The organism is Frankia sp. AvcI1 (assembly GCF_001420875.1).
GTDB lineage: Bacteria > Actinomycetota > Actinomycetes > Frankiales > Frankiaceae > Frankia > Frankia alni.
Window position 1 is genome coordinate 110958 of sequence record NZ_LJFZ01000005.1, and the last position, 26680, is coordinate 137637.

14 protein-coding genes and 27 pseudogenes are annotated in these 26680 nt (G+C 73.9%); all 41 read left to right on the forward strand.

Annotation, left to right across the window (positions count from 1 at the left end; genetic code table 11):
* Positions 1–307 precede the first annotated feature (307 nt).
* Positions 308–2022 (forward strand): translation initiation factor IF-2 N-terminal domain-containing protein (locus UK94_RS43060; protein WP_235486875.1); only part of this gene is annotated, 1715 nt, incomplete at its 3' end.
* A 1-nt stretch (position 2023) separates the two neighbouring features.
* Positions 2024–2858 (forward strand): annotated as a pseudogene (locus UK94_RS43065) (GTP-binding protein); the annotation flags it as partial.
* 13 nt (positions 2859–2871) lie between these two features.
* Positions 2872–2922 (forward strand): annotated as a pseudogene (locus UK94_RS43075) (hypothetical protein); the annotation flags it as partial.
* Positions 2923–2953: 31 nt separating this feature from the next.
* Positions 2954–3373, forward strand: a pseudogene (locus tag UK94_RS43085) (translation initiation factor IF-2); the annotation flags it as partial.
* Positions 3374–3459: 86 nt separating this feature from the next.
* Entirely contained in the window at positions 3460–3792 is a 333-nt protein-coding gene (locus UK94_RS07305) for a DUF503 domain-containing protein (protein ID WP_011606832.1), read from the forward strand.
* A gap of 221 nt (positions 3793–4013) precedes the next feature.
* A pseudogene (locus UK94_RS43090) lies at positions 4014–4130 on the forward strand (ribosome-binding factor A); the annotation flags it as partial.
* Position 4131: 1 nt separating this feature from the next.
* Positions 4132–4619 (forward strand): annotated as a pseudogene (locus UK94_RS07310) (ribosome-binding factor A); the annotation flags it as partial.
* 94 nt (positions 4620–4713) lie between these two features.
* Entirely contained in the window at positions 4714–5943 is a 1230-nt protein-coding gene (locus UK94_RS07315) for a bifunctional oligoribonuclease/PAP phosphatase NrnA (protein ID WP_235486877.1), read from the forward strand.
* A complete protein-coding gene (truB, locus tag UK94_RS07320; protein ID WP_011606829.1) occupies positions 5940–6863 on the forward strand; it encodes a tRNA pseudouridine(55) synthase TruB in 924 nt (307 codons plus the stop codon). The genes UK94_RS07315 and truB overlap by 4 nt, the downstream gene beginning before the upstream one ends.
* A 66-nt stretch (positions 6864–6929) precedes the next feature.
* Positions 6930–7229, forward strand: a pseudogene (locus tag UK94_RS43095) (bifunctional riboflavin kinase/FAD synthetase); the annotation flags it as partial.
* Position 7230: 1 nt separating this feature from the next.
* A pseudogene (locus UK94_RS07325) lies at positions 7231–7859 on the forward strand (riboflavin kinase); the annotation flags it as partial.
* Positions 7860–8076: 217 nt separating this feature from the next.
* Positions 8077–8346 carry a 30S ribosomal protein S15 gene (rpsO, locus tag UK94_RS07330; RefSeq protein WP_009742365.1) on the forward strand — a complete coding sequence of 90 codons (270 nt, stop codon included), beginning with the start codon at positions 8077–8079 and terminating at the stop codon, positions 8344–8346.
* A 278-nt stretch (positions 8347–8624) separates the two neighbouring features.
* Positions 8625–9314, forward strand: a pseudogene (locus tag UK94_RS43100) (polyribonucleotide nucleotidyltransferase); the annotation flags it as partial.
* Position 9315: 1 nt separating this feature from the next.
* Positions 9316–9710 (forward strand): annotated as a pseudogene (locus tag UK94_RS43105) (polyribonucleotide nucleotidyltransferase); the annotation flags it as partial.
* A 1-nt stretch (position 9711) separates the two neighbouring features.
* Positions 9712–9801: pseudogene (locus tag UK94_RS43110) on the forward strand (hypothetical protein); the annotation flags it as partial.
* 1 nt (position 9802) lies between these two features.
* A pseudogene (locus UK94_RS43115) lies at positions 9803–10759 on the forward strand (polyribonucleotide nucleotidyltransferase); the annotation flags it as partial.
* 64 nt (positions 10760–10823) lie between these two features.
* Positions 10824–11512 (forward strand): pitrilysin family protein (locus UK94_RS43120; RefSeq protein WP_235486879.1); only part of this gene is annotated, 689 nt, incomplete at its 3' end.
* A gap of 1 nt (position 11513) precedes the next feature.
* A pseudogene (locus tag UK94_RS43125) lies at positions 11514–12157 on the forward strand (pitrilysin family protein); the annotation flags it as partial.
* Between the two features lie 116 nt (positions 12158–12273).
* Positions 12274–13026, forward strand: coding sequence for a 4-hydroxy-tetrahydrodipicolinate reductase (gene dapB / locus UK94_RS07345; protein ID WP_041939755.1), 753 nt, complete (start codon positions 12274–12276; stop codon positions 13024–13026).
* A 138-nt stretch (positions 13027–13164) separates the two neighbouring features.
* The gene (locus UK94_RS07350; RefSeq protein WP_235487000.1) at positions 13165–14901 is read left to right on the forward strand and encodes an Hsp70 family protein; all 1737 of its coding nucleotides are present in this window, start codon (positions 13165–13167) and stop codon (positions 14899–14901) included.
* A 2062-nt stretch (positions 14902–16963) separates the two neighbouring features.
* Positions 16964–17347 (forward strand): hypothetical protein, encoded by a 384-nt coding sequence (locus tag UK94_RS43130; protein WP_235486881.1) that lies wholly within the window; start codon positions 16964–16966, stop codon positions 17345–17347.
* 1085 nt (positions 17348–18432) lie between these two features.
* Positions 18433–18665: GDP-mannose 4,6-dehydratase (locus tag UK94_RS43135; RefSeq protein ID WP_235486882.1), on the forward strand; the 233-nt coding region annotated here is incomplete at its 3' end.
* 1 nt (position 18666) lies between these two features.
* Positions 18667–18713: pseudogene (locus tag UK94_RS43140) on the forward strand (hypothetical protein); the annotation flags it as partial.
* Position 18714: 1 nt separating this feature from the next.
* Positions 18715–18856: pseudogene (locus tag UK94_RS43145) on the forward strand (SDR family NAD-dependent epimerase/dehydratase); the annotation flags it as partial.
* A 1-nt stretch (position 18857) separates the two neighbouring features.
* Positions 18858–18934, forward strand: a pseudogene (locus tag UK94_RS43150) (hypothetical protein); the annotation flags it as partial.
* A gap of 9 nt (positions 18935–18943) precedes the next feature.
* A pseudogene (locus tag UK94_RS43155) lies at positions 18944–19383 on the forward strand (GDP-mannose 4,6-dehydratase); the annotation flags it as partial.
* Between the two features lie 455 nt (positions 19384–19838).
* Positions 19839–20024, forward strand: a pseudogene (locus tag UK94_RS43160) (SDR family NAD(P)-dependent oxidoreductase); the annotation flags it as partial.
* A 1-nt stretch (position 20025) separates the two neighbouring features.
* Positions 20026–20241 (forward strand): annotated as a pseudogene (locus tag UK94_RS43165) (NAD-dependent epimerase/dehydratase family protein); the annotation flags it as partial.
* Position 20242: 1 nt separating this feature from the next.
* Positions 20243–20490: pseudogene (locus tag UK94_RS43170) on the forward strand (GDP-mannose 4,6-dehydratase); the annotation flags it as partial.
* 1 nt (position 20491) lies between these two features.
* Positions 20492–20724, forward strand: a pseudogene (locus tag UK94_RS43175) (NAD-dependent epimerase/dehydratase family protein); the annotation flags it as partial.
* A gap of 13 nt (positions 20725–20737) precedes the next feature.
* Positions 20738–20883, forward strand: a pseudogene (locus tag UK94_RS43180) (UDP-glucose 4-epimerase GalE); the annotation flags it as partial.
* Positions 20864–21636, forward strand: a 773-nt coding sequence (locus UK94_RS43185) for a nucleotide sugar dehydrogenase (protein ID WP_235486884.1), incomplete at its 3' end; no start/stop codon positions are given. The pseudogene UK94_RS43180 and the gene UK94_RS43185, both read left to right, overlap by 20 nt.
* Position 21637: 1 nt before the next feature.
* A pseudogene (locus tag UK94_RS43190) lies at positions 21638–22387 on the forward strand (UDP binding domain-containing protein); the annotation flags it as partial.
* A gap of 207 nt (positions 22388–22594) precedes the next feature.
* Positions 22595–23392: ATP phosphoribosyltransferase regulatory subunit (locus UK94_RS43195; RefSeq protein WP_235486886.1), on the forward strand; the 798-nt coding region annotated here is incomplete at its 3' end.
* Position 23393: 1 nt separating this feature from the next.
* Positions 23394–23767, forward strand: a pseudogene (locus UK94_RS43200) (ATP phosphoribosyltransferase regulatory subunit); the annotation flags it as partial.
* 1 nt (position 23768) lies between these two features.
* Positions 23769–23917 (forward strand): annotated as a pseudogene (locus UK94_RS43205) (histidine--tRNA ligase); the annotation flags it as partial.
* 567 nt (positions 23918–24484) lie between these two features.
* Positions 24485–24662 (forward strand): annotated as a pseudogene (gene thyX, locus UK94_RS43210) (FAD-dependent thymidylate synthase); the annotation flags it as partial.
* A gap of 1 nt (position 24663) precedes the next feature.
* Positions 24664–24764 (forward strand): annotated as a pseudogene (gene thyX / locus UK94_RS43215) (FAD-dependent thymidylate synthase); the annotation flags it as partial.
* Between the two features lies 1 nt (position 24765).
* Positions 24766–25258: pseudogene (gene thyX / locus UK94_RS07385) on the forward strand (FAD-dependent thymidylate synthase); the annotation flags it as partial.
* A gap of 100 nt (positions 25259–25358) precedes the next feature.
* Entirely contained in the window at positions 25359–25493 is a 135-nt protein-coding gene (locus UK94_RS73040) for a hypothetical protein (protein ID WP_011606816.1), read from the forward strand.
* A 62-nt stretch (positions 25494–25555) separates the two neighbouring features.
* On the forward strand, positions 25556–26671 hold the full coding sequence (locus UK94_RS07390) for an acetate/propionate family kinase (protein WP_011606815.1): 1116 nt from the start codon (positions 25556–25558) through the stop codon (positions 26669–26671).
* Positions 26672–26680 lie beyond the last annotated feature (9 nt).

Consider the following 26680-nt stretch of genomic DNA (forward strand, 5'->3'; position numbering starts at 1 on the left):
CCTGGAGCGGATTCGCCCCGCGGTTGTCGGATCCCGCAAGCGGGATCCATCCGCCGCGGGGGCTCCGGATGGAGCGAAAGTCGGGTAAAGGTAGGAGGTACGGGTGGTCTGCGGCAGCGGAGCGCCCGGGTCAGACGGGACGGACGCCNCCAGCGACGGCGCCCGATCCGGGAGGCGGCGCCAGATGACGTCGACAGGGAAGCAGGTCGAGACAGCGATGATCGCTCAATGAGCACCCAGCCATGATCACGACCGGCAGGTAACGAGGTCACGCGGGCACGGACCGCGGGCCGAACGAAGGAGCACCGTGGCAGGAAAGGCCCGCGTACACGAGCTCGCCAAGGAGCTTGGTGTCGACAGCAAGACCGTGCTCGCCAAGCTGAAGGATCTGGGCGAGTTTGTGAAGTCCGCTTCGTCGACAGTCGAAGCCCCCGTCGTCCGCAAGCTGAAGGAAGCCTTCCCCGCCGAGGGCGGGTCCGCCTCGGGCGGGCGTCCCGGCGGTCGGCCGGGGCCCGGTAACGGCGCCCGTCCGGCGCCGCCGCGTCCTGGCCTCGCGCCTCGACCCGGCCCCCGTCCCGTCCCGGGTCGTCCCGGCCCGGCCGCTCGTCCCGGCGGCCCCGCCGCCCCGAGCGCGCCGGCGGCCCCGAGCGCGCCGGCTCCCGGTGCGCCGGCGGCGAGCCCGCCGGCATCCCAGCCGCGGCCCATCGCGGCGAGCGCGGCCGCGCCGCCGCCCGCCGCGACGTCGATCCCGCCGGTGTCCTCCCCGGCCGCTGCGTCGGGTCCCCGGCCCGGCCCGCGGCCCGCCGGCGGCCCGGCGGCCCCCGGTCGTGCCCGTCCCGGTGCCCCGGTTCCGCCGCCCGGCGGCAGCGCTCCCAGCGCCCCGTCCGCCGGTGGCCCGCGTCCCGGTCCGCGTCCCGGCCCCCGGCCGTCCGCGCCCGGCAACAATCCGTACACGACGCCGTCTGCCGGGCCCCGGCAGTCGGCCGGCCAGTCCGGCTCCGGCCCGGCCTCCCCGCCGCGCCCGGGTGCGCCTCGCCCGGGCCCGCGCCCGGGTGGGCCTCGTCCCGGTGCTCCCGGCGCCGGCGGTCCGCGCCCCTCGCCCGGCTCGATGCCGCCGCGTCCCGGTTCGCGCCCCGGCGGTTCCGGCGGGATGCCGCCGCGGCCGGGCGGTAGCGGCGGTCCGCGGCCCAACGCGAACATGTTCCAGCCCCGTCCTGCGGGCGGCGCTCCCGGCCGTCCCGGCGGTGGCGGCGCTCCCGGCCGTCCCGGCGGTGGCGGCGGCGGTGGCGGCGCGCGTCCCGGCGGTTTCGCCGGTCGTGGTGGCGCTCCCGGTCGTCCCGGTGGTGGCGGCGGCGGTGGCGGCGGTGCCGGCGCGCCGGGTCGTCCCGGTGGCGGCGGTGGCGGCCGTCCCGCGGCGGGTGGTCGTGGGCGTGGCGGTACCACGGCGGGCGCGTTCGGCCCGGGTGGCCGCGGTCGTCCCGGCCGGCAGCGCAAGTCCAAGCGCGCCAAGCGCCAGGAATGGGAGAGCGGCCTGGAGGCGCCGCGGATGGGCGCGATGGTCCCCCGTGGCAACGGGCAGGCCATCCGACTTCCGCGTGGCGCCTCGCTGGCCGACTTCGCGGACAAGATCGACGCGAATCCCGGCGCGCTGGTCCAGGTCGTCTTCACCCAGCTCGGTGAGATGGTGACCGCGACCCAGTCCTGCACCGACGAGACGCTGCAGCTGCTCGGCGTGACCCTCGGGTACGAAGTGCAGATCGTCAGCCCGGAGGACGAGGACAAGGAGCTGCTGGAGAGCTTCGACCTGTCCTTCGGCGGCGAGTACGGCGACGACGTCGAGCTCAGCATCCGGCCGCCGGTCGTGACCGTCATGGGTCACGTCGACCACGGCAAGACGAAGCTGCTCGACGCCATCCGCTTCACCGACGTGGTCGCGGGCGAGGCCGGCGGCATCACCCAGCACATCGGTGCCTACCAGGTGCGGGCGACGGTCGACGGCGACGAGCGGCCGATCACCTTCATNGACACCCCGGGTCACGAGACGTTCACCGCCATGCGTGCCCGCGGTGCCCAGGTGACCGACATCGTGGTCCTCGTGGTCGCGGCCGACGACGGGGTGAAGCCGCAGACCATCGAGGCGCTCAACCACGCCCAGGCGGCCGGAGTTCCGGTCGTGGTGGCCGTCAACAAGGTCGACAAGGAGGGCGCCGACCCGGCGAAGGTGCGGGGTCAGCTCACCGAGTACGGCCTGGTCGCCGAGGAGTACGGCGGCGACACGATGTTCGTCGACGTCTCCGCCCGCAACAAGACGAACATCGACGGGTTGCTCGAGGCCATCATCCTGACGGCCGACGCCTCGCTCGACCTGCGGGCCCCGACGGGCACCGAGGCTCAGGGCGTCGCGATCGAAGGTCGGCTCGACCGTGGTCGTGGCCCAGTGGCGACCGTGCTGGTCCAGCGCGGCACGCTGCGGGTCGGCGACTCGGTGGTCGCCGGTGAGGCGTTCGGCCGGGTCCGGGCGATGCTCGACGAGCACGGCGGTCAGGTCACCGAGGCGGGTCCGGCCCGCCCGGTGCAGGTGCTCGGCTTCACCAGCGTTCCCGATGCCGGCGACAACTTCCTGGTGGTGCCCGAGGACCGGGTCGCCCGCCAGATCGCCGAGCGTCGGCAGGCGCGGGAGCGTAACGCCGAGCTCGCCCTCAGCCGTGGCCGCCCGACGCTGGAGACGATCCTCGAGCGGATGAAGGAGGGCGAGAAGACCCAGCTCAACCTCATCCTCAAGGGCGACGTCTCCGGTTCGGTCGAGGCTCTCGAGGACGCCCTGCTCAAGATCGACGTCGGCGACGAGGTCGGTCTGCNGATCATCGACCNGGGTGTCGGCGCGATCACCGAGACCAACGTCATGCTGGCGTCGGCGTCGGANGCGGTCATCATCGGCTTCAACGTCCGCCCNCAGGGCAAGGCGACGGAGCTGGCCGACCGCGAGGGTGTGGAGGTCCGGTACTACTCGGTGATCTACCAGGCCATCGAGGACATCGAGAACGCCCTCAAGGGCATGCTCAAGCCGGTCTACGAGGAGGCGCAGCTCGGTACCGCCGAGGTGCGCGAGGTGTTCCGGGTGCCGCGGATCGGCAATGTCGCGGGTTCGCTCGTCCGCTCCGGCATCATCCGCCGCAACACCAAGGCCCGCCTCATCCGCGACGGCGTGGTCGTGGCGGACAACCTCACGGTCGAGTCGCTCAAGCGGTTCAAGGACGACGCGACCGAGGTCCGCGAGGGCTACGAGTGCGGTATCGGTCTCGGGTCCTTCAACGACATCAAGATCGATGACGTCATCGAGACCTTCGAGCAGCGGGAGGTTCCCCGCGTCTGAGTCACGGTGCCGGTCGGTGCCGGCCGGTCGGGCGCCTGCGCGCCCGGCNGGCACCGGCGGCTCGTGTCACACCGCGGGAGACGATCATGTGGATCGGGACTCTCAGCCTTGACCTGCTGCTCGGGGACGTGCACTCGCTGAAGGAGAAGCGCTCCGTGGTTCGGCCGATCGTGGCTGAGCTGCGCCGTCGGTTCACCCTCAGCGTCGCCGAGACGGGACATCTCGACCTGCACCGCCGGGCCGAGATCGGGATGGCGGTCGTGGCCGCCGACCGGGCGCACTGCATCGAAGTCCTGCGCGCCTGCGAACAGCTGGTGGCAGGACACCCGGAGGTCGAGATTCTCGCCGCGCGCGAACGCTGCCTGTCTGAGGACGACGCCGACGGGCAACCTCAGCTGGCGGCGGACACCCTCGACTGAACTGCTCGCCGGAGGGCGCGAAGCGTCTGCCTGGCATGGCATCACCGGGCGATCGGGGCTCCGGCGGGCGGGGCGAACTCCCGCGCGGTGGCTGGCCCGCGCGCGGTGGCGGCCCCCGCGCGGCATCGATCCCCGCGCGGTATCGATCACGGTGGCGTCTCCGGGTGGGCGGGCTCGCCGCGGGAACGACGCCGAGGNAACACGGAGCGAGGAGGTCTACGGTGGCTGATCCGGCCCGGGCACGGAAGCTGGCCGTGCGAATTCGTGAGGTGGTCGCGTCCGCGCTGGAACGCGGCGTGAAGGATCCCCGCCTCGGCATGGTGACGGTCACGGAGGTGNGGGTCACGCCCGACCTGGTCGACGCCACAGTGTTCTACACCGTGTACGGCGACGAGGACGCCCGCCGGGCGTCGGCCGAGGCCCTCGAGTCCGCTCGCGGCCTGCTGCGCAGCCAGGTCGGCCGTGCCACCGGGGTCAAGGTCACCCCGACCCTCACCTTCGTGCACGACCGGCTGCCCGACGACGCCAAGCACCTCGAGGACCTGATCAGCGTCGCCCGGGAGCGGGATGCCCGGCTCGCCGAGGTGCGCCGCGACGCCCGGCCGGCCGGCGACGAGGACCCCTACCGTCGTCCGCGGACCGTCGACGAGGACGACGAGGACGAGGACCTTGTCGACGAGTTCGACGAGTTCGACAGGGTCGAGGAGCTCGACGCCGACGCCGGCGACGCCCTCGGCGGCGATGCCGGGGCACGGGAGGCAGGCGCGTCCGCCGGGCGCCAGGTGTATCCGGCGTCACCCGGCGGCGATCCGACCGCCGGGCGCTGAGGGTGGTCAGCCGCTCCATGGGGACAGACCGTCGGCGCGCCGGCGGGCCACGGACACGGGCCGGCGGGCCACGGACACGGCGATGGGACGGGCGATGAGCGACGCGAGCGATCTCGTGGCGGCCGACCGGGCGGCCGTGGTGGCCGCGCTGACGGCGGCCGTCGACGCCGGTGACGACATCCTGCTCGTCGCGCACGTCAATCCCGACGGCGACAGCCTCGGTTCGGCGCTGGCCCTCACGCTGGCGCTGCGGATGCTCGGGGCGCGGCCGCAGGTGTCCTTCGACGCCGAGCCCTTCGCCGTTCCCCGGACGCTGCGCTTCCTCGCCGGCCAGGAGCTGCTCGTCGATCCGGCGGCGATCACCGCCCGGCCGGGTCTCGTGGTCTGCCTGGACGCGGCCAGCCGGTCCCGGCTCGGCCGGCTCGCCCGGATCGCCGCCGGCAGCCGGATGATCGTCGTCGATCATCACGCCTCCAACACGCGTTTCGGCGACCTCAACCTCGTCGACGGCGAGGCCGCCTCGACCAGCGCGATGGTCGTCGGCCTGATCGACGCCCTCGGGGTGTCGCTGGACGCCGACCTGGCCGCGGCGATCTACACCGGCCTGGTCACGGACACCGGCTCCTTCCGGTTCGCGGCGACGACACCCGCGGTGCACCGCCTCGCCGCGCGCCTGCTGGCCACCGGCATTCGGCACGATCTGATCAGCCGGGCGTTGTGGGACACCCACCCGTTCGGCTACCTGAAGCTCCTCGGCGAGGTGCTGGGTCGTGCCCGGCTGGAACCCGAGCACGACCTGACCTGGACCTGGTGCGGCCAGGGCGACCTGCGGGCCGCCGGGCTGGACTACGACGAGATCGAGGGCTTCATCGACACGTTGCGCACGGCGTCCGAGGCCGAGGTCGCCCTGATCTGCAAGCAGGACGACGGCGTCTGGAAGGTCTCCGTGCGGTCCAAGGGGAGCGTGGACGTCGGCGCGCTGTGCGCCGGTCTCGGGGGCGGCGGCCACCGCCTGGCCGCGGGGTTCGTGACGAGCGCGGAGCTGACGGAGCTCATGGACACCGTGCGGGCGGCGCTGGCTCGGGCGCCGCGGCTGGCCGACCCCGCGGGCGGGGGACTGACCGGCCCCGACGCCGCGGCCGGGCGTGCCTGCGCGCCCGCTCCCGCACCCGCCCCTGCTTCCACCCCTGCCCCTGCTTCCACCCCCGCCCCCGACCCCGCCTCCAGTCCGACCTCCAACCCGGCCTCCAACCCGACCCCCCACCTCGCCGCTGCTCCCGGCCAGGATCGGGCCGGGCGGGGCCCGGCCGTGAGCGTCCGGTGAGCCCGCGGGGGTCCCGCTCGGCGGGGGGACCGCAGGTCGACGGCCTGGTCGTCGTCGACAAGCCGCCCGGGCTCACCTCGCACGACGTGGTCGCCCGCGCCCGGCGCATCCTGGGCCAGCGTCGCGTCGGCCACGCCGGCACCCTGGACCCGATGGCGACCGGCGTGCTCCTGCTCGGCGCCGGCCGGGCCACGAGGCTGCTGGGTCACCTCGCGCTCACCGACAAGGTGTACGACGCGACGATCCGGCTCGGCCGCACCACGACGACCGACGACGCCGAGGGTGAGCCGCTCGAGGACCGACCCGTCGACGTCGCCCCCGCGCGGCTCGCGGAGGCGATGGCGGCCCTGACCGGGACGATCGACCAGGTTCCGTCGAGCGTCAGCGCGGTCAAGGTCGGCGGGGTGCGCGCCTACGCGCGGGTGCGGGCCGGCGAGCAGGTGGAGCTCGCCGCCCGCCGGGTCACGGTGCACCGCTTCGACCTGGTCGCCCGCCGCGACGCCGACGGCGCGGCGGACCAGCGGGGCTGTGATCTCGACGTGACGGTCGGCTGCTCCAGCGGGACCTACATCCGGGCGCTCGCCCGCGACCTTGGGGCGGCGTTGGGCTGCGGAGGGCACCTGACGGCGTTGCGGCGCACCGTCGTGGGGCCGTTCGGGCTGGACCGGGCGGTGAGCCTCGACACGTTCGCCGAGCTGGGCGCGGGTGCGGTCGTCGGCCTGTCGGAGGCCGTCTCGGCCGGTTTTGCGCGCCGGGACGTGGCCGGGGACGCGGCGGTCGACGTGCGCCACGGCCGCCGGTTGGCGCCGGTAGGGCGGCCGGGTACCTACGGCGTGTTCGGCCCGGACGGGTCCGTGCTGGCGCTGGTCGAGGAGAGCGCCGAGGCGGTCCGCTCGCTGGTCGTGTTCGCTCCGGCCTGACCCCTCGCACGGCCGGGGGCGGGCGGCGCTCGACCGTGCCGCGCGAGAATGTCCTAGGCTTCCCACGTGCAAACGTGGCGAGGGGCGGAGAACACGCCGGCCGAGTGGCGCGGCGGGGTCGTCACGATCGGTTTCTTCGACGGGGTGCACCTCGGGCATCGGCAGATCATCGGGCAGGCGGTGGCCCGCGCCCGGGAGCGCGGCGAGCGGGCCGTCGTCCTCACCTTCGATCCGCATCCGGGGGAGGTGCTCCGTCCCGGCAGCCATCCGGCCCTGCTGACGACGCTGCGGCACAAGGCCGAGCTGCTCGCGGCGATCGGCGTCGACGCGCTGTGCGTGCAGCCGTTCACGCTGGACTTCAGCCGGNTCCCCCCGCCCGAGTTCGTGCACGGGATGCTCGTCGAACAGCTCGGTGCGAGGGTGGTAGTCGTGGGGGAGAACTTCACCTACGGCCACCGGGCCGCCGGCACGCTGGCCACGCTGGCGGCGGACGGGGCCCGGGAGGGGTTCGAGGTCGACGGGGTCCGCCTGGTCCGCTCGGGGGACCGGGTGCTGTCCTCGACGGAGATCCGCCGCCGCGTCGCCGAGGGCGACGTGGAGTCGGCCGCCGCGGCCCTGGCCCGGCCACACCGGGTCGAGGGTGTGGTCGTGCACGGCGACGCCCGCGGCCGGACGATCGGCTATCCGACGGCCAACGTCGAGGTGACGCCATGGGCGGCGGTGCCGGCCGACGGGGTGTACGCGGGCTTCGCCTGCTGGGACGGCCACCGTCAGCCCGCCGCGATCTCGATCGGGACGAACCCGACGTTCGCCGGCCGGGAGCGGCGGGTGGAGGCGTTCCTGCTGGACTTCGACGGCGATCTCTACGGCGAGTACATGGCCTACGAGTTCACCAGCCGCCTGCGTCCGACGCTGCGCTTCGAGTCGGTGGACGAGCTCGTCACCCAGATGGCTGCCGACGTCGAGGCGACCAGGACGGTCACCCTGCCCGTCTGAGCGCGGGCCTCGTCCAAGCGCGGGGGGCCTTGGGTGGCGACCCGCGGGTGCGGGGGACACCGGTGTCCGAGCGGTTCCCCTCGGGTTGATAGGCTTCGGGTCCAGGCGGGTGCGGCGTGTCCGGACCACACGGCGATGAGGCCGTGGTCCGGCGGTCGGTTCGGGTGAGGCAGACCCCGGGCGCGCGCCGTCCCGAAGCAGAAGGAGAGGGTGGAGCGTGCCGCTCGCGAGCGACGTCAAGCAGAAGATCATGTCCGATTACGCCACCGTTGAGCGGGACACCGGCTCACCCGAGGTGCAGGTCGCGATGCTGACCCGTCGGATCAGCGACCTGACCGAGCACCTCAAGGTGCACAAGCACGACCACCACAGCCGCCGCGGTCTGCTCCTGCTCGTCGGGCGCCGCCGCCGGCTGCTGAACTACCTGTCGAAGACGGATATCAACCGATACCGGGCCCTGATCGAGCGACTCGGGCTACGGCGGTAGCGCGGAGAGGGAGCGGCCCTTCGGGGACGCTCCCTCTGACGCATCGGGGGTAGATACCAGATGCGTCGCCCGTCGGCGGAGGTCTCCGTCGGCGGATCGGAGGACCTGACCGGGTCCGTGGCGGCGAGAGCCGCCGGTCCTCGGTCGTGGTCGCCGGGAGCGGGCTTCGTCCTCCCCGGGGGCTTCGACTGAGCACCGGCATCCTCGGGACGCGGACCCGGCCGAAGAACAAGATCGGCTGCGTGGACCCGGCCGAAGAAGAGGATGGAGTGGTTCGAGTGGACGACTCGACACATGCGGCCGAGGCGGTCATTGCGACCCCGGCCGGAAACCGTACGGTGCGCTTCGAGACCGGTCGGCTGGCCAGGCAGGCCGCCGGTTCCGCCGTCGCCTACCTGGGCGACACGATGGTGCTCTCGGCGACGACGGTCAGCAAGCAGCCCAAGGAACAGCTCGACTTCTTCCCCCTGACGGTGGACGTCGAGGAGCGGATGTACGCCGCGGGGCGGATCCCCGGCTCGTTCTTCCGTCGCGAGGGCCGGCCCAGTGAGGACGCGATCCTCACCTGCCGCCTCATCGACCGGCCGCTGCGCCCCTCGTTCGCCAAGGGGCTGCGCAACGAGATCCAGGTCGTGGCCACGGTGCTGGCCCTCGACCCGGACACGCTCTACGACGTGGTCGCGATCAACGCGGCCAGCGCGTCGACGACCCTGTCCGGGCTGCCCTTCACCGGGCCGATCGGCGCCACCCGGGTCGGGTACGTCGACGGCGAGTGGATCGCCTTCCCGACGCATGCGGAGTTGGCCCGGGCCACCTTCGACATGGTCGTGGCCGGTCGTGTCGTCGAGGACGGCTCGGACGTGGCGATCATGATGGTCGAGGCCGAGGCGACCCCGGGCACGGTGGAGCTGATCGCCGGCGGCGCGCCCGCGCCGACCGAGGAGGTCGTCGCCGCGGGCCTCGAGGCCNCCAAGCCCGCCATCCGCGAGCTGTGTCGCGCCCAGAGCGAGCTGGCCTCGCTCGCCGGCAAGGCGGCGACGCGGGAGTTCCCGGTCTTCATCGACCACCACGACGACGTGCTCGAGGCGCTGTCCGCCGCCGTCGGCGACGAGCTGTCCGCCGCGCTGCGCATCGCCGGCAAGTCCGAGCGGGAGAACGAGCTCGACCGGGTCCGCCAGTTGGCCGCGGAGAAGGTCGCCGCCCAGTTCGAGGGGCGGGAGAAGGAGATCGGCGCCGCCTACCGGGCGCTGACCAAGAAGCTCGTCCGCTCCCGCATCGTCACCGAGGGCGTGCGGATCGACGGCCGGTCGACGACGGAGATCCGCGAGCTGTCGGCCGAGGTCGACTACATCCCGCGGGTGCACNGCTCGGCGCTGTTCGAGCGGGGTGAGACCCAGATCCTCGGCGTCACCACGCTGGCGATGCTGCGCATGGAGCAGACGGTCGACACGCTCANCCCCGACCGCACCAAGCGTTACATGCACAACTACAACTTCCCGCCGTACTCCACCGGCGAGACCGGTCGCGTCGGGTCGCCGAAGCGGCGCGAGATCGGCCATGGTGCGCTCGCCGAGCGGGCACTGCTGCCGGTACTGCCCAGCCGCGAGGAGTTCCCCTACGCGATCCGGCAGGTCTCCGAGGCGCTGGGCTCCAACGGCTCGACGTCGATGGGGTCGGTCTGCGCGAGCACGCTGTCCCTGCTCAACGCCGGCGTGCCGCTCAAGGCGCCGGTCGCCGGGATCGCGATGGGGCTCGTGCACGCCGACGACGCCTACGTCACGCTGACCGACATCCTCGGCGCCGAGGACGCGTACGGCGACATGGACTTCAAGGTCGCCGGCACCCGCGACTTCGTCACCGCCCTGCAGCTCGACACCAAGCTCGACGGCATTCCCGCCTCGGTGCTGGCCTCGGCCCTGCAACAGGCCCGCGGCGCGCGGCTGGCGATCCTCGACGTCATGGCCGAGGCGATCGGCAGCCCGGACGAGATGTCCGCGCACGCCCCGCGGGTCATCTCGGTCAAGATCCCGGTCGACAAGATCGGCGAGGTCATCGGGCCCAAGGGCAAGATGATCAACCAGATCCAGGCGGACAGCGGCGCCGAGATCACCGTCGAGGACGACGGCACGATCTACATCGGCGCGGCGGACGGCACGTCCGCGGAGACCGCCCGCTCGGCGATCAACGCGATCGCCAATCCGCAGATGCCCGAGGTCGGCGAGCGGTACCTCGGTACCATCGTCAAGATCACCAACTTCGGGGCGTTCGTCTCGCTCACCCCGGGCCGGGACGGCCTGCTGCACGTGTCGAAGCTCAAGACGCTCTCGGGCGGCAAGCGGGTGGAGAAGGTCGAGGACGTGCTGACCGTGGGACAGAAGCTCCAGGTGGAGATCACCGAGATCGACGCCCGCGGNAAGATCAGCCTTTCGCCGAGTGCCGAGGCCGCGGACGCGGCGGCGGCTTCCTGACGGCCCGCCGTGTCCGACACCCCCACCCCTGACCTGACCCGCTCCACCGACGGCGCCGGCGGCACCGGCGCCTCGGTTCGGGGCGCCGCGGACGCCGGCGAGCGGGTGGCCCGCCTGCTCGCCGGGGGCTCCGGCAGCGAGACGTTGCTGGGCGGCGCGGTAAGGCGCACCGTGCTGCCCGGCGGGCTGCGCGTGATCACCGAGCGTGTCCCCGGAGTCCGCTCGGCCGCGATCGGCGTCTGGGTGGGCGTCGGTTCGCGGGACGAGACCCCGGTGACCGCCGGCTGCTCCCACTACCTCGAGCACCTGCTGTTCAAGGGCACCCCGACCCGGGACGCCCTGACGATCAGCGCGTCGGTCGAGGCGGTCGGCGGTGACCTCAACGCCTTCACGGGCAAGGAGTACACCTGCTACTACGCGCGGGTGCTGGACTCCGACCTCGCGATGGCCGTCGGCGTCGTCGCCGACATGGTCACCAACTCGCTGGTGACCGCCGACGACGTCGAGGCCGAGCGTGGCGTGATCCTCGAGGAGATCGCCATGCACGAGGACGACCCGGGCGACGTCGTCCACGACGTCTTCGCCGAGGCGATGCTCGGTGCGTCGGCGCTCGGCCGGCCGGTGCTCGGCACGATCGAGTCGATCGAGGGGCTCGGCCGTGAGACGATCGCCGACTACTACCGATCCCGGTACGTGCCNCCGGCGATGGTCGTCTCGGTCGCCGGGAACCTGGAGCACGATCGCGTGCTCGCGCTCGTCGCGGATGCCTTCGGCGACCATCTGACGTCGGCCGGGGATCCGTCGGCGGTGCGCGCCGGGCGCTACGACTACCCGCCGGCGCCCGGCATCGTCGTGTCGGAGCGGCCCACCGAGCAGGCGAACCTCGTGCTGGGCACGGTCGGGGTGTCCCGGCACGATCCGCGCCGCTTCGCCCTCGGGGTGCTCTCGACGGCGCTGGGCGGTGGGATGAGTTCCCGGCTGTTCCAGGAGGTCCGCGAGAAGCGGGGCCTGGCGTACTCGGTGTACTCGTTCGCGTCGCACTTCGCCGACGCCGGTCTGTTCGGCGTCTACGCCGGCTGCGCGCCCAAGCGCGCCGACGAGGTCCTGGCGATCGCCCGGGACCAGGTGCGGTCCATCGCCGAACGCGGGATCAGCGCCGAGGAGCTCGACCGCGCCCGCGGGCAGAGCCACGGTTCCCTCGTCCTGGGCCTGGAGGACACCGGCTCGCGAATGAGCCGCCTCGGCAAGAGTGAGCTCGTCCACGGCGAGCTGCTGTCCGTCGACGAGATCATCGCCAGGGTGGACGCGGTCACCCTGGACGACGTCAGGCAGGTCGCGGCGAGNCTCGTCGAGCAGCCCTGGGCGCTCGGCGTCATCGGGCCGTTCGACGACCACGACTTCGGCGCGGCCGTCGCCCGTTGAGCCGGGCAGCGGCCGCCGGCCGGCGGAGGGGAGAGGCATGAGCGAGCAGCTCGCGGTGGGGGTTCTCGGTGCGCGCGGGCGCATGGGATCGACGGTGTGTGCCGCCGTCGAGGCCGCCGGGGACCTCGCGCTCGTCGCCGCGATCGACGCCGGTGACGACCGGGCGGCGCTCGCCGCAGCCGACGTGGTCGTCGACTTCACCACGCCGGACGCGGTGCTCGACAACGTCCGCTGGTGCGTCGAGGCGGGCCGGCACGTCGTCGTCGGCACCACCGGCTTCGACGACGAGCGGCTGACCACGGTGCGCGGCTGGCTCGGCGACGCGCCGAAGGTCGGAGTGCTGGTCGCCCCGAACTTCGGCGTGGCCGCCGTGCTCATGATGATGTTCGCCGCGCGGGCCGCCCGCTTCTTCGACTCCGTCGAGATCGTCGAGCTGCACCATCCCAACAAGGTCGACGCGCCGAGCGGCACCGCCCGGCGCACGGCCGAGCTTGTGGCGCAGGCCCGCGAGGCCGCCGGACTCGCGCCGGGCGGTCCGGACGCGACGGCCACGGCGCTCGACGGCGCCCGCGGTGCCCGGGTTGCGGGCGTGCCGGTGCACGCCGTGCGCCTCGCGGGGCTCGTCGCCCACCAGGAGGTGCTGCTCGGCGGCGCGGGAGAGACGCTGACTCTGCGGCACGACTCCTACGACCGCACCTCCTTCATGCCGGGCGTGCTGCTCGCCGTGCGACGCATCGCCGACCGTCCCGGCCTGACCGTCGGCCTGGAGCACCTGCTCGACCTCGACTGATCCCTCGACCTCGACTGATCCCTCGGCCTCTGATCCCTCGGCCTCGACGGACCCCGGCTCGGCCGCGNAAGATAGGTTCCGGGTGTGGTCGGACACGTCGACCGCCGGCCACNGGCGGCCACCCGCAGCGTCTTCGGAATCGATCTGGGCACGACGTTCAGTTGCCTGGCCCGGGTGTCGAACGCCGGCGAGCCGCTGATCGTGCCGCTGTCGGACGGCGCGTTGACGCTGCCGAGCGTCGTGCTGTTCGTCGGCGCGGACGACTACCTCACCGGGCAGACCGCCCGCGAGCTCGCCCGGGCCCGGCCCGACGACGTCTGCTCGCTGGTCAAGCGGCGGATGGGCGACGGTGACTGGCGCTTCATCACCCAGGGCGCGGCCTGGTCGGCGCCGGCCGTCAGCGGTCTGATCCTCAAGGCGCTGGTCGCCGACACGGCGCTGGCCACCGGCGAGCGGGTCGAGGACGTCGTGATCACCGTTCCGGCGTACTTCGGCGACGAGGAGCGCCGGGCGACGGTGCTGGCCGGCGAGTACGCGGGGCTCAACGTCGTCGACGTCATCAACGAGCCGACGGCGGCGGCCCTGTCCTACGGGTTCGCCCGCTTCGAGATGGGCAGCCGGCGCACCCTCGGTGGCCCCGGCGCCACGGCCGAGGAGGTCGCCCTCGTCTACGACCTGGGCGGCGGAACGTTCGACGTCACCGTCGTCGAGCTCGCGGACCGGCGGGTCTCCGTCGTCGCCATCGACGGCGATCATCAGCTCGGTGGCGCGGACTGGGACGAGAAGATCGTGCTGCACCTGTGCGACCGGTTCCTCGTCGAGCATCCGGGCGCCCCGGACCCCCTCGACGCCGGCGAGAGCTCCCAGGCGCTGCTGCTCGCCGCCGAGCGGGCGCGCCGGGACCTCACCGACGCCGCTGCCACCACCGTCGTCGTCGAGCACGCCGGTCGCCGCACCGGGGTGGTGCTGACCCGCGACGAGCTGGAACGGCTCACCGCCGGGCTGCTCGACCGGACCGTCGCCCTGACCCGGGCCGCCCGCGACGCGGCGCTCGCCCGCGGGGTCCGCGGCATCGACCGGATCCTGCTCGTCGGCGGCGCCTCCCGGATGCCCGCCGTGGGCCGCCGCCTCGCCGCCGAGTTCGGGGTGCCCGTCGAGCTGACCGACCCGGATCTCGCGGTTGCCCGCGGCGCCGCCGTCTACGGCGAGAAGAAGGCCCTGGAACGGCTGGTGGTCGCCGATCTGGTCACTCGCGGTCAGCTCGTCGACGGCGCCGGGGTGGACGCCGCCGCCCCGGCCGATCTCGACGCGGCCTGCCGGCGGCTCGCCGACGCACTCGGCCTGACCGCCCAGCGGGTGCGTCGGACCGTCGAGGTGCAGGTCGTCAACGTCGTCTCCCGCGGCTTCGGCGTCCTGGCGCTCAGCCGCCACGGCGAGCAGGGCGCGGTGTTCCTGGTGCACCGCAACGACCGGCTGCCGATCGCGGTCCGGCGTTCCTTCGGAACTGTGCGTGATGACCAGGATGCCGTCACCGTCTACGTGGTCGAACAGGCCGGCGGGGTGGAGTCGACCCGGGTCGAGGACAACAAGGTGATAGCCGAGGCCGAGATCACCGGCATCCCGCCCGGCTTCCCGGCCGGGTCGCAGATCCAGATCGTGTTCCGGATGGGCTTCGACGGCATCCTCGAGGTCACGGCCACCCACGAGGGTCTCGCCGACCGCCCGCTGACGGTGCGGGTCGAGACGTCGGCGGCGCTGAGTCAGGCCGACGTGGCCCGCGAGCGGGAGCAGGTCGCCCGGGCCCGCCGGGAACGCGGTGGCCTCCCGGGCGGGTCGAAGGACGGGCTGGGTGGTCCGCCGGGTGGCCGGGTCTGACGGGGGGACGACGATGCGGGCCTTCGACTCCGACGACTACCGTCGCCGGGTGCTCGCCGTGGTGCACCGCCGCGGCGGCGCCGAGCACAGCGACCCGTTCGAGATCTACGACATCCCGTTGGCGGAGGTGGACACGCTCGACGACGCGGCGATCCGTGCCCGCATCGCCGAGGTCTGGGCCTTCTGGCAGCGCAGCCGGGACCATCCCCGCTATCGCGGTGTGATCATCGGCCTGCTCGACCTGCACACCGAGCTGGCCGCGGCGCTCACCGACCGCACCTCGCGCCTCGCCCTGCGGGATCGGGTCGCCGCCGCCCGCGCCGCCCGGGACGACGAGCGGTTCGCCGTGCTCGACGCCGCCGTCGCCCGCCTCGTCGCCCGGTTCGGGGGCATCCCGGCCGACCGGGTCGCCGGCCTGCGGGCGTGGGCGGCAACCCAGGGCATCGACGAGTCCGCGTTCGCGCTGCGGACGCGGCNCCATCGGATCGTCCCCGCGACCCCGGCCACCGGGCCGGCCGACCGCCCGCGGCCCGATCCGATTCCCGCCGAGGTGCTCCGTCAGATCCGCGCGGACCTCGACGAGCTCGGCCGGATCACCGCGTCCGACCCGCCGCGCAGCCTGTTCGACCTGCTCGGCGTGCCGCCCGGCGCCTCGCGCGAGCGGATCCGGGACCTGCGCGACGAGGCGCTGGCCCGCAATCGCGCCCGGCGGCCGGACCGCCGCCGCGCGCTGCTCGACGACCTGTTGGCCGCCGTCGGCGCGCTGCTGGTCGACGGGGACGCGGACGCCTACCTCGACGCGCTCGCCGCCGCGACGAGCGAGCGGCTGCGGCCGCGGGTGGCGGCGGCGGTCCTCGTCGAGGACGCGCTGCTCCCGGCGGAGGCGGCCGACCTCGTCGCCGAGGCGGAGGCGGACGGCCTCGACCCGCACCGCGCGCGTGCCGTGATCCGCTCCCTCGCCCGCGAGCAGGGTGTCCCCGCACCGCCGCTGCCGCCCCCGGCCGCCGCGGCGGGACACCGACCGCCCGGGGGCGCTCGGCCCACCAGCAGCCCGCCATCGGCGCGCGCGGACGCCTGGCGCGCGGCGGTGTCCCGCGCCCGTGCGGCGCTGCGGGCCGGCCGCCCGGTGGAGGCCGGCGAGCACGTGGCGGCCGCCCGCGAGTACGCGGGCGAGACCCTGCCGCCCATCCGGGCGATGGACGACGAGGTGGAGACCGCGATTCGAGTGGCGGCCGGCCGGTGGGCGGCGCTCGCGCCGCTGATCGCGGCCGGGCGTTACCAGGCGGTCGTTCCCGCGGCCCGGCGGCTCGCCGAGACCGCCGCTGACGTGCCCGGCCCGGACAACCAGCTCGCCGGGGAGCTGCTGTCCCTGGCCGAGGCTCGCTGTACCGCCGCGGACGCGCTCGTCGCCCGCGCCCGGACGGCCGGTGCGCTCGACCGTGAACGCCTGCTTGCCGAGGCCCTCGCCCTGGTCACCGACCACGCCGAGGCCTCGGCGTTGCTCGCGCGAAGCCGCCCCGACCCCGCCGTGCCGGGTGGACCGGCGGGCGTGAACCCGCCCGGGGGCGCCGTCGCCTCGCCGACGGCGGTGTGGGCGCGGCGGGATGCCCGCTCGGTCCTGGTGAGCTGGCAACCATCGACGACCGCCGGCGAGGTGCGATACCGGGTCACCAGGTTCGCCGCCGACGGCGTGGGCCGGGCGGTCGGCGTGACCGCGGGCACCAGCCTCGAGGACGGTGGCGCACCGCCCGACGGTGCCATGCCGCGTTACGAGGTCGCCGCGGGTGTGGGCGGAGCCTGGTCCGCACCGGTCGGGACGGCCGATCCGGTTCCGCCGTCGCCGCTCCCGCCGTCGCTGCTCCCGCCGTCGTCCGACTCGCCGGCGTTCCACCCGCCGTCGTCCGCTTCGCCGGTGCCCGCTTCGCCGGTGCCCGCTTCGCCGNCCGCTTCGCCGGTGCCCGCTTCGCCGACCGCTGAGCCGTCGTCCGCTTCGCCGGTGTCCGCTTCGCCGACCGCTGAGCCGCCGGCCGCTCACCCGGTGCCGCCGTCGACCGCTGGCCCGGTGCCACCTCCGACCAGACGTCCCGACGAGCCGGATGCGGGCACCGCCGCGCCTGCCGTCAACGCCGCCGACGTCCTGCCCCCGCCCGTCGGGCTACGGTGGGCCGGTGAACGGCTGCAGTGGACCTGGCCGGCCGGCTGCACGGAGATGATGGTGGTCTGCCGGCCGGACGGGCCGCCGACAGCCGCCGACGATCCTCGCGCGCAGGCCCGTAAGGTGACCAACACCCGCTACGAGATCGACGGCGGAGTCTCCCTGCCGCCGGGCCGTCCCCTGCACGTCGCGTTGTTCTGCTGCGCGCGTCAGGCGGGGCGTCTGGCGGTGGCGGCCTCGGCCGGGGCCCGGCTCCGGCTTGCGCCCGGGGGCGACGGGGCTGGCCGGTGAGGGCCCGGGCGACGGTCGCCGTCCTGGTCGCTGCCTGCCTGTTCTATCTCGGCCTGATCGGCTGGCGCGGTGTCGTCCTGCTCGGCGACGATCGCTGGGCCNCCCGCGGGCTCGGCGCCGGGGTGCTGTTGCTGCCCGTGGTCGGGCTCGTCGTCCTCGCGCGCGAGCTGCGGTTCGGCCGCGAAAGCGGTCGGCTCACCCGCCTGTTGGCGGCCGGGGCGGCCGGGGCGGCCGGGGCGGGTGGTGCCGACAGTCTCGGCAGTTCCGGGAGTTCGGACAGGGCGGGCGGGGCCGAGGCGGTCGAGGCGGGCGAGCCGGTCCTGGTTCGCCGGCCCTCGGGGCGCATCGATCGGGCCTCCGCCGACGCCGTGTTCGCGCGACGGCGTGCCGAGGTGGAGGCGGACCCGGGCGACTGGCGACGCTGGTACCGGCTCGCCGTCTCCTACGGCGACGCCGGGGACACCCGCCGGGGACGCGCGGCGATGCGGCACGCGATCGCTCTCGAGCGCGACCCGCGCTGATCGAGGGGGCCGGCCCGGCCCGGGAATCGGCCGGGAAGCGTCCGCGCGACTGCCAGGCGACTCGGGCCCGCGACGCACCGCAGCCTCCACCGGCCGGACCGCGGCGGTTTGCTCACCGAATGCGAACGGCTCAGTCGGAGCATTGACCGTCCACGCGGCGTGACCACGGATGGTGCCCGACCGCGGATTTCCTGTATCAGGCTGACGTTGGGGGAGGGGCGGTGGACTATCCGGGCGACGTCCTGTGTACCATGCCCCAGAGGTCGGCGTAGCCGGCCGTCTAGGCTACTGGGGGGTAGTGCTGTGGTGGTGTCGCGCGGCCTTTCCTGGCCGATCCGGCAGTGGCTGTGCTGACCACCCGGGCGGACGAGTGGCTACGGTGATCCCTCGATTCCGGATGATCTGAGGTCCGGTTTCACCTGCTCACGCGGCGCCGTCCGACCCGCTGCGNCNCACTCCTGCCAGGCTCTCGGGATGTGGTCCATCCGCGCCGCCGCCCGTCCCACCGGCGGTCGGTGGCCGCTTTCCAGGGTCCTCGATGTTTCAGATCCGGGAGCACTCGACGTGCGTGCGATAGTCACCGGCGGCGCCGGTTTCCTCGGCAGTCACCTCTGTGAGCGTCTGCTCGGCGACGGCTATGAGGTCATCTGCTTCGACAACTTCCTCACGGGCCGGCCGGACAACGTCGAGCACCTGCTCGTCGATCCCCGTTTCCGGCTGGTCAACCGGGACGTGAATGATTTCATCTATGTTTCCGGCCCGGTCGACGTCGTGCTGCACTTCGCCTCTCCGGCCTCNCCTCTCGATTACTATGAGCTGCCGATCGAGACACTCAAGGTCGGCTCNCTCGGCACGTTCCACGCCCTGGGTCTCGCCCGGGAGAAGCGGGCCCGCTTTCTGCTCGCCTCCACCTCGGAGTCCTACGGGGACCCGCAGGTCAATCCGCAGCCGGAGACCTACTGGGGCAACGTGAACCCGGTCGGCCCGCNCAGCGTCTACGACGAGGCGAAGCGGTTCGCCGAGGCGGTGACGATGGCCTACCGCCGCAAGCACGGCGTCGACACGGNGATCGTGNGGATCTTCAACACCTACGGTCCCCGGATGCGGGTGGACGACGGGCGCGCCATCCCCGCCTTCGTCTCCCAGGCGCTGCGCGGGGAGCCCATCACCGTCGCCGGCGACGGATCCCAGACCCGGTCCATCTGCTACGTCGACGACCTGATCGACGGGATCCTCCGGCTGCTGCACTCGGACCTGCCCGGCCCGGTGAACATCGGCAACCCGCACGAGATGTCGATCCTCGACACGGCAAAGCTGGTGCGCGACCTGTGCGGGTCGACGGCGCCGATCACCTTCGTCCCTCGACCCCAGGACGATCCCTCCGTCCGGCAGCCGGACATCACCATCGCCCGTACCCGGCTCGGCTGGGAGCCCAGGACGAGCCTGCACGACGGCCTGACCCGCACCATCTCCTGGTTTGCCGGCCAGCTCACCGAGAGCCGCCAGGTCGCCTGAGCACGCGGTGGGTTCTGTCGGCGCCCCGGCCGCCGCGCGCCGCAGCGGGATCCGAACCGTTTCCCGGGCCTCTACCCGCCGGCGTCGTCCGGGCGCGCAACGCGTACCCGAGGTCACCGAAGATCCGGGCCCGCGCGGTGTCCGGTGCGACACTCCGGAAACCGCGCGCTCACGGTGCCGCCGCGACGGGTGTGGGCCGGCGAACGTGGAGCGCCGGCCGGCCCGAGGGCGCGGATGTCGGCGCCGCCGGCAGCGGCAGGCCGACCGGGAACGCGGGGGCGGTGACCGTTCGACCTGGGGGTTATGTTCTCCTGTGCCTGTTGTCCGGGCCGCGTGCGTTGTGGTGCCCCTCGAGCCGTCCGCCGGGAACCCGGGTCGTCCGGGGTGACTGACGAAGGTGAGCGAGTTGACGAAGAGGAACGGGATGGTCGAGGTATGACGTCGACGGACCGGANCGGGACGGTCCTGGTCACCGGCGCCGCGGGATTCATCGGCTCGCACACGTGTGTCGACCTCCTCGCGGCGGGGCACCGGGTTGTCGGTGTGGACAACTTCGTCAACAGCTCCCCGCGGGTTCTGGACCGGCTGCGCAAGGTTGCCGACCGGGACCTCGAGTTCGTCCGGCTCGACGTCCGGGACCGNGCGGCTCTCGGCGAGGTGTTCCGCCGCCAGCCGATCGACGCCGTGATCCACTTTGCCGCCCTCAAGGCGGTGGGCGAGTCGGTCGAGATGCCGCTGGAGTACTACGACACCAACGTCAACGCCACGCTCGGCCTGGTCGGCGTCATGGCCGAGCACGGCGTGCACCGGCTGGTCTTCTCCTCGTCCTGCTCCATCTACGGCACGGTCGACACGGTGNCGATCACCGAGGACACGCCGGCCCGGCCGACCAACCCCTACTCGCGCACCAAGTGGATGTGCGAGCAGATCCTCGCCGACGTCTGCGCCCGCGATCCGGCCTGGCAGGTCATCTCGCTGCGGTACTTCAACCCCGTCGGCGCGCACGAGTCGGGCCTGCTCGGCGAGGATCCCCGTGGGGTGCCGAACAACGTCATGCCCTACCTCGCCCAGGTGGCGGTGGGCCGCCGCGCCGAGCTGTCCGTCTTCNGTGACGACTACCCCACCCCCGACGGCACCGGGGTGCGCGACTACATCCACGTGGTCGACCTCGCCGAGGGCCATCGCCTGGCCCTCGACCACCTTGCCGACCAGTCGGGACACCGGGTCGTCAACCTGGGGACCGGCGCCGGGACGTCCGTGCGGGAGCTGCACGCGGCGTTCTCCGCCGCCTGCGGCCGGGATCTTCCCTACCGTGTCGTGGCCCGGCGGCCCGGGGACGTCNCCGCGCTCGTCNCCGACGCCACGCTCGCCCGCGAGGCGCTCGGCTGGACCGCTCGCCGCAGCGTCGCGGACATGTGCCGGGACGCCTGGCAGTTCCAGCGCCTCAATCCAGGGGGGTACGACGATGAAGGGGAGCCTGATGAGCACGTCGGACAGTGATGAGGACGCGGCGCCGGCGGGCGGCGGGCCCCGACCGCGGCTGACGGTCATCGGCACCGGCTACCTCGGCGCCACGCACGCGGTCTGCATGGCCGAGCTGGGCTTCGAGGTGCTTGCCGTCGACGTCGACCACTCGAAGATCTCCCGGCTCTCCGCGGGCGAGATCCCGTTCTTCGAGCCCGATCTCGCCGATCTGCTGCGGGCGAACCTCGCGACCGGCCGGCTGCGCTTCACGACCTCCTTCGAGGAGATCGCAGAGTTCGGCGACGTGCACTTCGTGTGTGTCGGCACACCGCAGCGTCCCGACGGCTACGGGGCCGATCTCAGCCATCTCAACGCGGCCATCGAGCGGTTGGCGCCCCTGCTGACCAGGCCGTGCCTGGTGGTCGGCAAGTCCACCGTCCCGGCCGGCACGGCCGCCGGGATCGCCCGCGCCCTCGCCCGGCTCGCCCCGGCGAACGCCGGGACCGATGCCGACACCGTCTCCGACCTGGCCGGCGTCCAGCTCGCCTGGAACCCGGAGTTCCTGCGCGAGGGCTTCGCCGTCGCCGACACCCTGCATCCCGACCGGCTGGTGTTCGGGGTGGCCTCGCCCGCCGCCGAGGGGGCGCTGCGGGCGGCCTTCGCCCCGGTGATCGCCCAGGGCGTGCCGGTGATCGTGACCGACTACGCGACCGCCGAGCTCGTCAAGACCGCGGCGAACTCCTTCCTCGCCACGAAGATCTCCTTCATCAACGCGATGGCCGAGGTGTGNGAGGCCGTCGACGCCGACGTGCTCACCCTCGCCGAGGCGCTGTCCCACGACGTCCGCATCGGCGGCAACTTCCTGCGTCCCGGCGTCGGGTTCGGCGGCGGCTGCCTGCCCAAGGACATCCGCGCCTTCCAGGCGCGGGCCGACGAGCTCGGTGTCGGCGTCGCGCTGCGGTTCCTGCGCGAGGTCGACGAGATCAACAACCGGCGCCGGGACCGGGTCGTCGACCTGGTCGCCGCGGCGCTCGACGGCACGCTGGCGCACCGGCGGCTGCTCGTGCTCGGCGCCGCCTTCAAGCCCAACTCCGACGACGTGCGGGACTCGCCGGCGCTCGCGGTCGCGGACCTGCTGGCCCGCACCGGCGCCGACGTGACCGTCGTCGACCCGGTGGCGATTCCCAACGCCCGGCGCGCCCTGCCCGGCGTCACCTACAGCGAGACGGTCGAGGACGTGGCCGCGGACGCCGACGCCGTCGTCCTGCTCACCGAGTGGCGCCAGTTCGCCGAGCTCGACCCGGCCCGGCTGGGCCAGCTCGTCCGCCGCAAGCTGATCATCGACGCCCGGCACGCCCTCGACGGCGACCGGTGGCGCCAGGCCGGCTGGGTCTACCTGGCCCCCGGCCGGCCCACCGGCGTGATTCCCAGCCCCGTGCCGGAGCAGCGGCCGCGGTTCGGGCTGCCCGCCGCGGCCGGCCCGGACGCCGCGGCCGTGCGTGATACGGAGATCGAGGCGCCGGTGGGACGCCGGTCCTGACCGGCGCGGGTGTGCCGCCCGCCGGCACGGGGCCCGATGGAGCAGCGGCCCCGTCCCGGCGGGACGGTCCGGGTGATCCGCTGCGGTAGGGTGCAACGCATGCGTCGTCTCGTTCGACATCGGTGAGCCCCGCCCGGCGTCGCGGTCGGCCGCGCCCGGGCCGGCAGGTGCCCGTCCGTTCGAGATCGATGAGGAGACCTCCCGGCGATGAGTGACGCGCCGATCGTCCGCCCCCTGCCCGTCAGCGGTTTTCCGGAGTGGCTGCCCGAGGTCCGGATCGTCGAGCAGCGCTGGCTCGACACGATCCGGGCGACCTTCGAGCGTTACGGGTTCTGCTCGGTGGAGACCCCGTCGGTCGAGGCGCTGGACGTGCTCACCGCGAAGGGGGAGACCTCCCAGGAGGTCTACACGCTGCGCCGCCTGCAGGCCGACGCGGACGACGACAGCGCCCGCCTCGGCCTGCACTTCGACCTGACCGTGCCGTTCGCCCGGTACGTGGCGGCGCACTTCAACGAGCTCGTATTCCCGTTCAAGCGCTACCAGATGCAGCGGGTGTGGCGCGGCGAGCGGCCCCAGGAGGGCCGCTTCCGCGAGTTCACCCAGTGCGACATCGACGTCATCAACGTCGACCGGGTGCCCCTGCACTTCGACGCCGAACTGCCCCGGATCGTCCACGAGGTGCTCGGCACCCTGGGCGTCCCGCCCTGGACCCTCAACATCAACAACCGCAAGGTGCTGCAGGGGTTCTACGAGGGGCTGGGGATCGGCGATCCGCTCGCGGTCATCCGGATCGCCGACAAGATGGACAAGATCGGCCCCGACGGCGTCGCGACGCTGCTCGGCGCCCAGGCCGGGCTGGACGCGGACCAGGTTCGGGCCTGCCTGGACCTCGCCGCGATCCGGGCGACGGGCCCCGGGGTCGTCGACGAGGTGCGCCGCCTCGGCGTGAAGTCGGATCTGCTCACCGAGGGCCTCGACGAGCTCGCCCAGGTCCTCGACGACCTCNCCGACCTGCCCACGGGCAGTGTGGTCGCCGACCTGTCGATCGCCCGCGGCCTCGACTACTACACCGGCACGGTGTACGAGGCGAAGTTCGTCGACTGGCCGGACTTCGGCAGCATCTGCTCCGGCGGCCGGTACGAGAACCTCGCCGGCTCGTTCATCCGCCGCGCCCTGCCCGGGGTCGGCATCTCCATCGGCCTGACCCGCATCTTCGCCAAGCTGCTCGCCGAGGGCCTGCTGCCGAGCGGCCCGGCGAGCCCCGCCGACGTGCTCGTGGTGATCCCCGCCGCGCAGCGCCGGGCGGCGGCGCTGGCCACCGCGACCGCCCTGCGCGCCCGCGGACTGAAGGTCGAGACCTACCACCAGCCGGACAAGATCNCCAAGCAGGTCCGCTACGCCGCCCGCAAGGGCATCGGCTTCGTCTGGTTCCCGCCCTTCGACGAGGGGCGGGAACACGAGGTGAAGAACATGGCGACCGGTGACCAGGCCGCTGCCGACCCCGCCGCCTGGCTGCCGACCCCGTCCTGACCCCGACGCCGGCTTGGCCTCGCGCTCGGCCTGGCGGGCTCTCCGGGATGCGCGCGGCGGGTGGGCCGCCGCGCCATCGCGGGGGAGGGCTGCCCGCCGCGACGTGGCTGGGCGGCCGGGGATTGACGGGGGCGGAGACCCCCGACCGCGCCAGACCACGTCGCGTGAGCGGGCACTGCGACTCCTCGTCGTTGGGGACTGACGAGGCGTCCACAACCGGTGTACCACGCTCGCGCCGACCCCCAATCCCTGTGCGCCGATCGCGTGACCGGACGGGTAAGTGGGTGCCGACACCGGCCGCGTTGGGCGATTGCTGGCCCGCTCGACTGATTGCTGACCGGCTCGACTGATTGCGCACCGCCCGGCGGGAGGGCAGGCGGCCGCGGGCCGGTCCGCGAGGTCCGGCGCACGCCGGGAACCTCGTGGCGGCTACCGTGGTGGAAGTCCGCGCCGGGGCAAGGGCCGCCCCGGGTGCCGCGGTGGGCGATGGAGGNGGCAGTGTCCGAGCCGGCGTCCGACCTGACTCCCGGGACGGCATCCCAGGCGGTACCCGGCGTCGCGACGCCGGTGCCCGCGGCGGCGCCCACCGGTCCGGCGACGGCCCGGCTGCGGGTCCAGGTGATCGCGAAGACCGAGTTCCTTCCGCCGGCAGACGTGCCGTGGAGCACCGATGCGGACGGCGGGCAGGCGCTGGCGGAGTTCGCCGGCCGGGCCTGCTACCAGAGCTGGAGCAAGCCCAACCCGGNGACCGCGACCAACGCCGGCTACCTGCGCCACATCCTCGATGTCGGGCACCTGTCCGTGCTCGAGCACGGCACCGTCTCGCTCTACCTCACCGGTGTCTCGCNCAGCCTCACCCACGAGCTGGTCCGCCACCGGCACTTCTCCTACAGCCAGTTGTCCCAGCGTTACGTCCCCGAGCGTGACGCGGCGATCGTCGAGCCCGAGGTCGTGGCGGGGGACCCGGAGCTGCACGCCCTGTTCGAGCAGGCGGCGGCGGCGTCCCTGGAGGCGTACGGCCGGCTGCTGGAGGGGCTGGAGAAGCGATTCGCCGACATCGCCGCCCCCACCTCGCGGCGCAAGCAGGCCCGGCAGGCCGCCCGCTCGGTGCTGCTGAACGCGACCGAGACCCGCATCGTCGTCACCGGGAACTACCGGGCCTGGCGGCATTTCATCGCGATGCGCGCCAGCGAGCACGCCGACGTGGAGATTCGCGGACTCGCCGTCGCGATCCTGCGGGAGCTGCACGCGGTGGCGCCCAACGTCTTTTCGGATTTCCGCATCTCCACCCTGGACGACGGCACGGAAGTCGCCTCCAGTCCGTTGGTCGGGGAGGGCTGAGTCAGTCGGCGCTGTGACAGCCCGGCGCTGTGACAGCCCGGCGCTGTGACAGCCGGCGCCGGGACAGCCGGCGCCGCGCCGGCGGAGGGAGGAACAGCGCATGGCGAACGTCGTCGACGCCGTGCGGCGGGAGGACTCCGAGGCCACGGGCCCGCTGCCCGCCGCGGAGCTCGAACTGCCCGACACCTACGACGAGGTCGATCCGGCGATCCGCGACTGGGCCCGGCCGTACTGACGGTGCCCCCTCCGACAGCTCCCGGTCTGACGGGGCCCGGCCCGGCGGCACCCGGTTCGACGGTGAACGTCCTGGTGGTCAATGCCGGGTCGGCCAGCCTCAAGCTGCGGCTGGTCGGCCCGGACGACACCCTGCTCGCCGCCCGGGACCTCGACTCTCCGGCCGGTCGCGCCGACCCGGGCGAGCTCGCCGCGGCGCTGGGCGAGCTCGCCGGCGCCGCGCACGGCGAGCCGGTCGCGGTCGGGCACCGCATCGTGCACGGCGGCACCGAGTTCACCCGGCCGGTGGTCGTCGACGAGGCGGTGGCCGGCCGGCTGCGCGCGCTGACCGCGCTCGCCCCGCTGCACCAGCCGGCGGCGCTCGACGCGCTCGACGCCGTGCGGGCGGCGCTGCCCGAGGCCGACCAGGTTGCCTGCTTCGACACGGCATTCCACAGCCGGCTGCCCGCGGCGGCGGTGACCTACGCCCTGCCGGCGACGTGGCGGGAACGGTACGGCATCCGTCGCTACGGCTTCCACGGGCTCTCCCACGCCCACGCCTCCCGCCGCGCCGCCCGGCTCACCGGCGCCCGGCGCATCGTGACCTGCCACCTGGGTTCGGGCGCCTCGCTCGCCGCCGTGCTCGACGGGGTCGGCGTCGACACGACCATGGGCTTCACCCCGCTGGAGGGCCTGGTGATGGCGACCCGCTCGGGCAGCGTCGACCCGGGCGCCCTGCTGTGGTTGCAGACCGAGGCCGGGGTGAGCGCCGCGGAGCTCACCGATGGTCTTTTCCGCTCGTCCGGACTGCTCGGGCTCGCCGGCACAGCGGACCTGCGCGCGGTCGAGGCCGGCGCCGCCGGTGGCGACCCGGCCTGCGCGCTCGCCCTGGATGTCTACCTGCACCGCCTGCGGGCGCAGATCGCGGCGATGACCGCGGCGCTCGGCGGTCTGGACGCCCTGGTGTTCACCGGCGGGGTCGGAGAGGGCTCGGCGACGGTCCGGGCCGGCGCCGCGGCGGGGCTCGGCCACCTGGGGGTGGCGGTCGACCCGGCGCGCAACGCCGCCCCGGCCGACGGCACGGTCGACCGCGAGATCGGCCCGCCGGAAGCGCCGGTGCGCACGCTGGTCCTCGCCGCCCGGGAGGATCTGGAGATTGCCCGCGGGGTCCGCGACGTCCTCGCCGGTGGCGCAGGGTGAGTGCGACCG

What these genes read in the sequence shown, in the direction of transcription:
- UK94_RS07315 (WP_235486877.1), top strand. Translation starts at nt 4,714, where the DNA reads ATGAGCGACGCGAGCGATCTCGTGGCGGCCGACCGGGCGGCCGTGGTG.
- UK94_RS07305 (WP_011606832.1), top strand. Translation starts at nt 3,460, where the DNA reads ATGTGGATCGGGACTCTCAGCCTTGACCTGCTGCTCGGGGACGTGCAC.
- UK94_RS73040 (WP_011606816.1), top strand. Translation starts at nt 25,359, where the DNA reads ATGGCGAACGTCGTCGACGCCGTGCGGCGGGAGGACTCCGAGGCCACG.
- dapB (WP_041939755.1), top strand. Translation starts at nt 12,274, where the DNA reads ATGAGCGAGCAGCTCGCGGTGGGGGTTCTCGGTGCGCGCGGGCGCATG.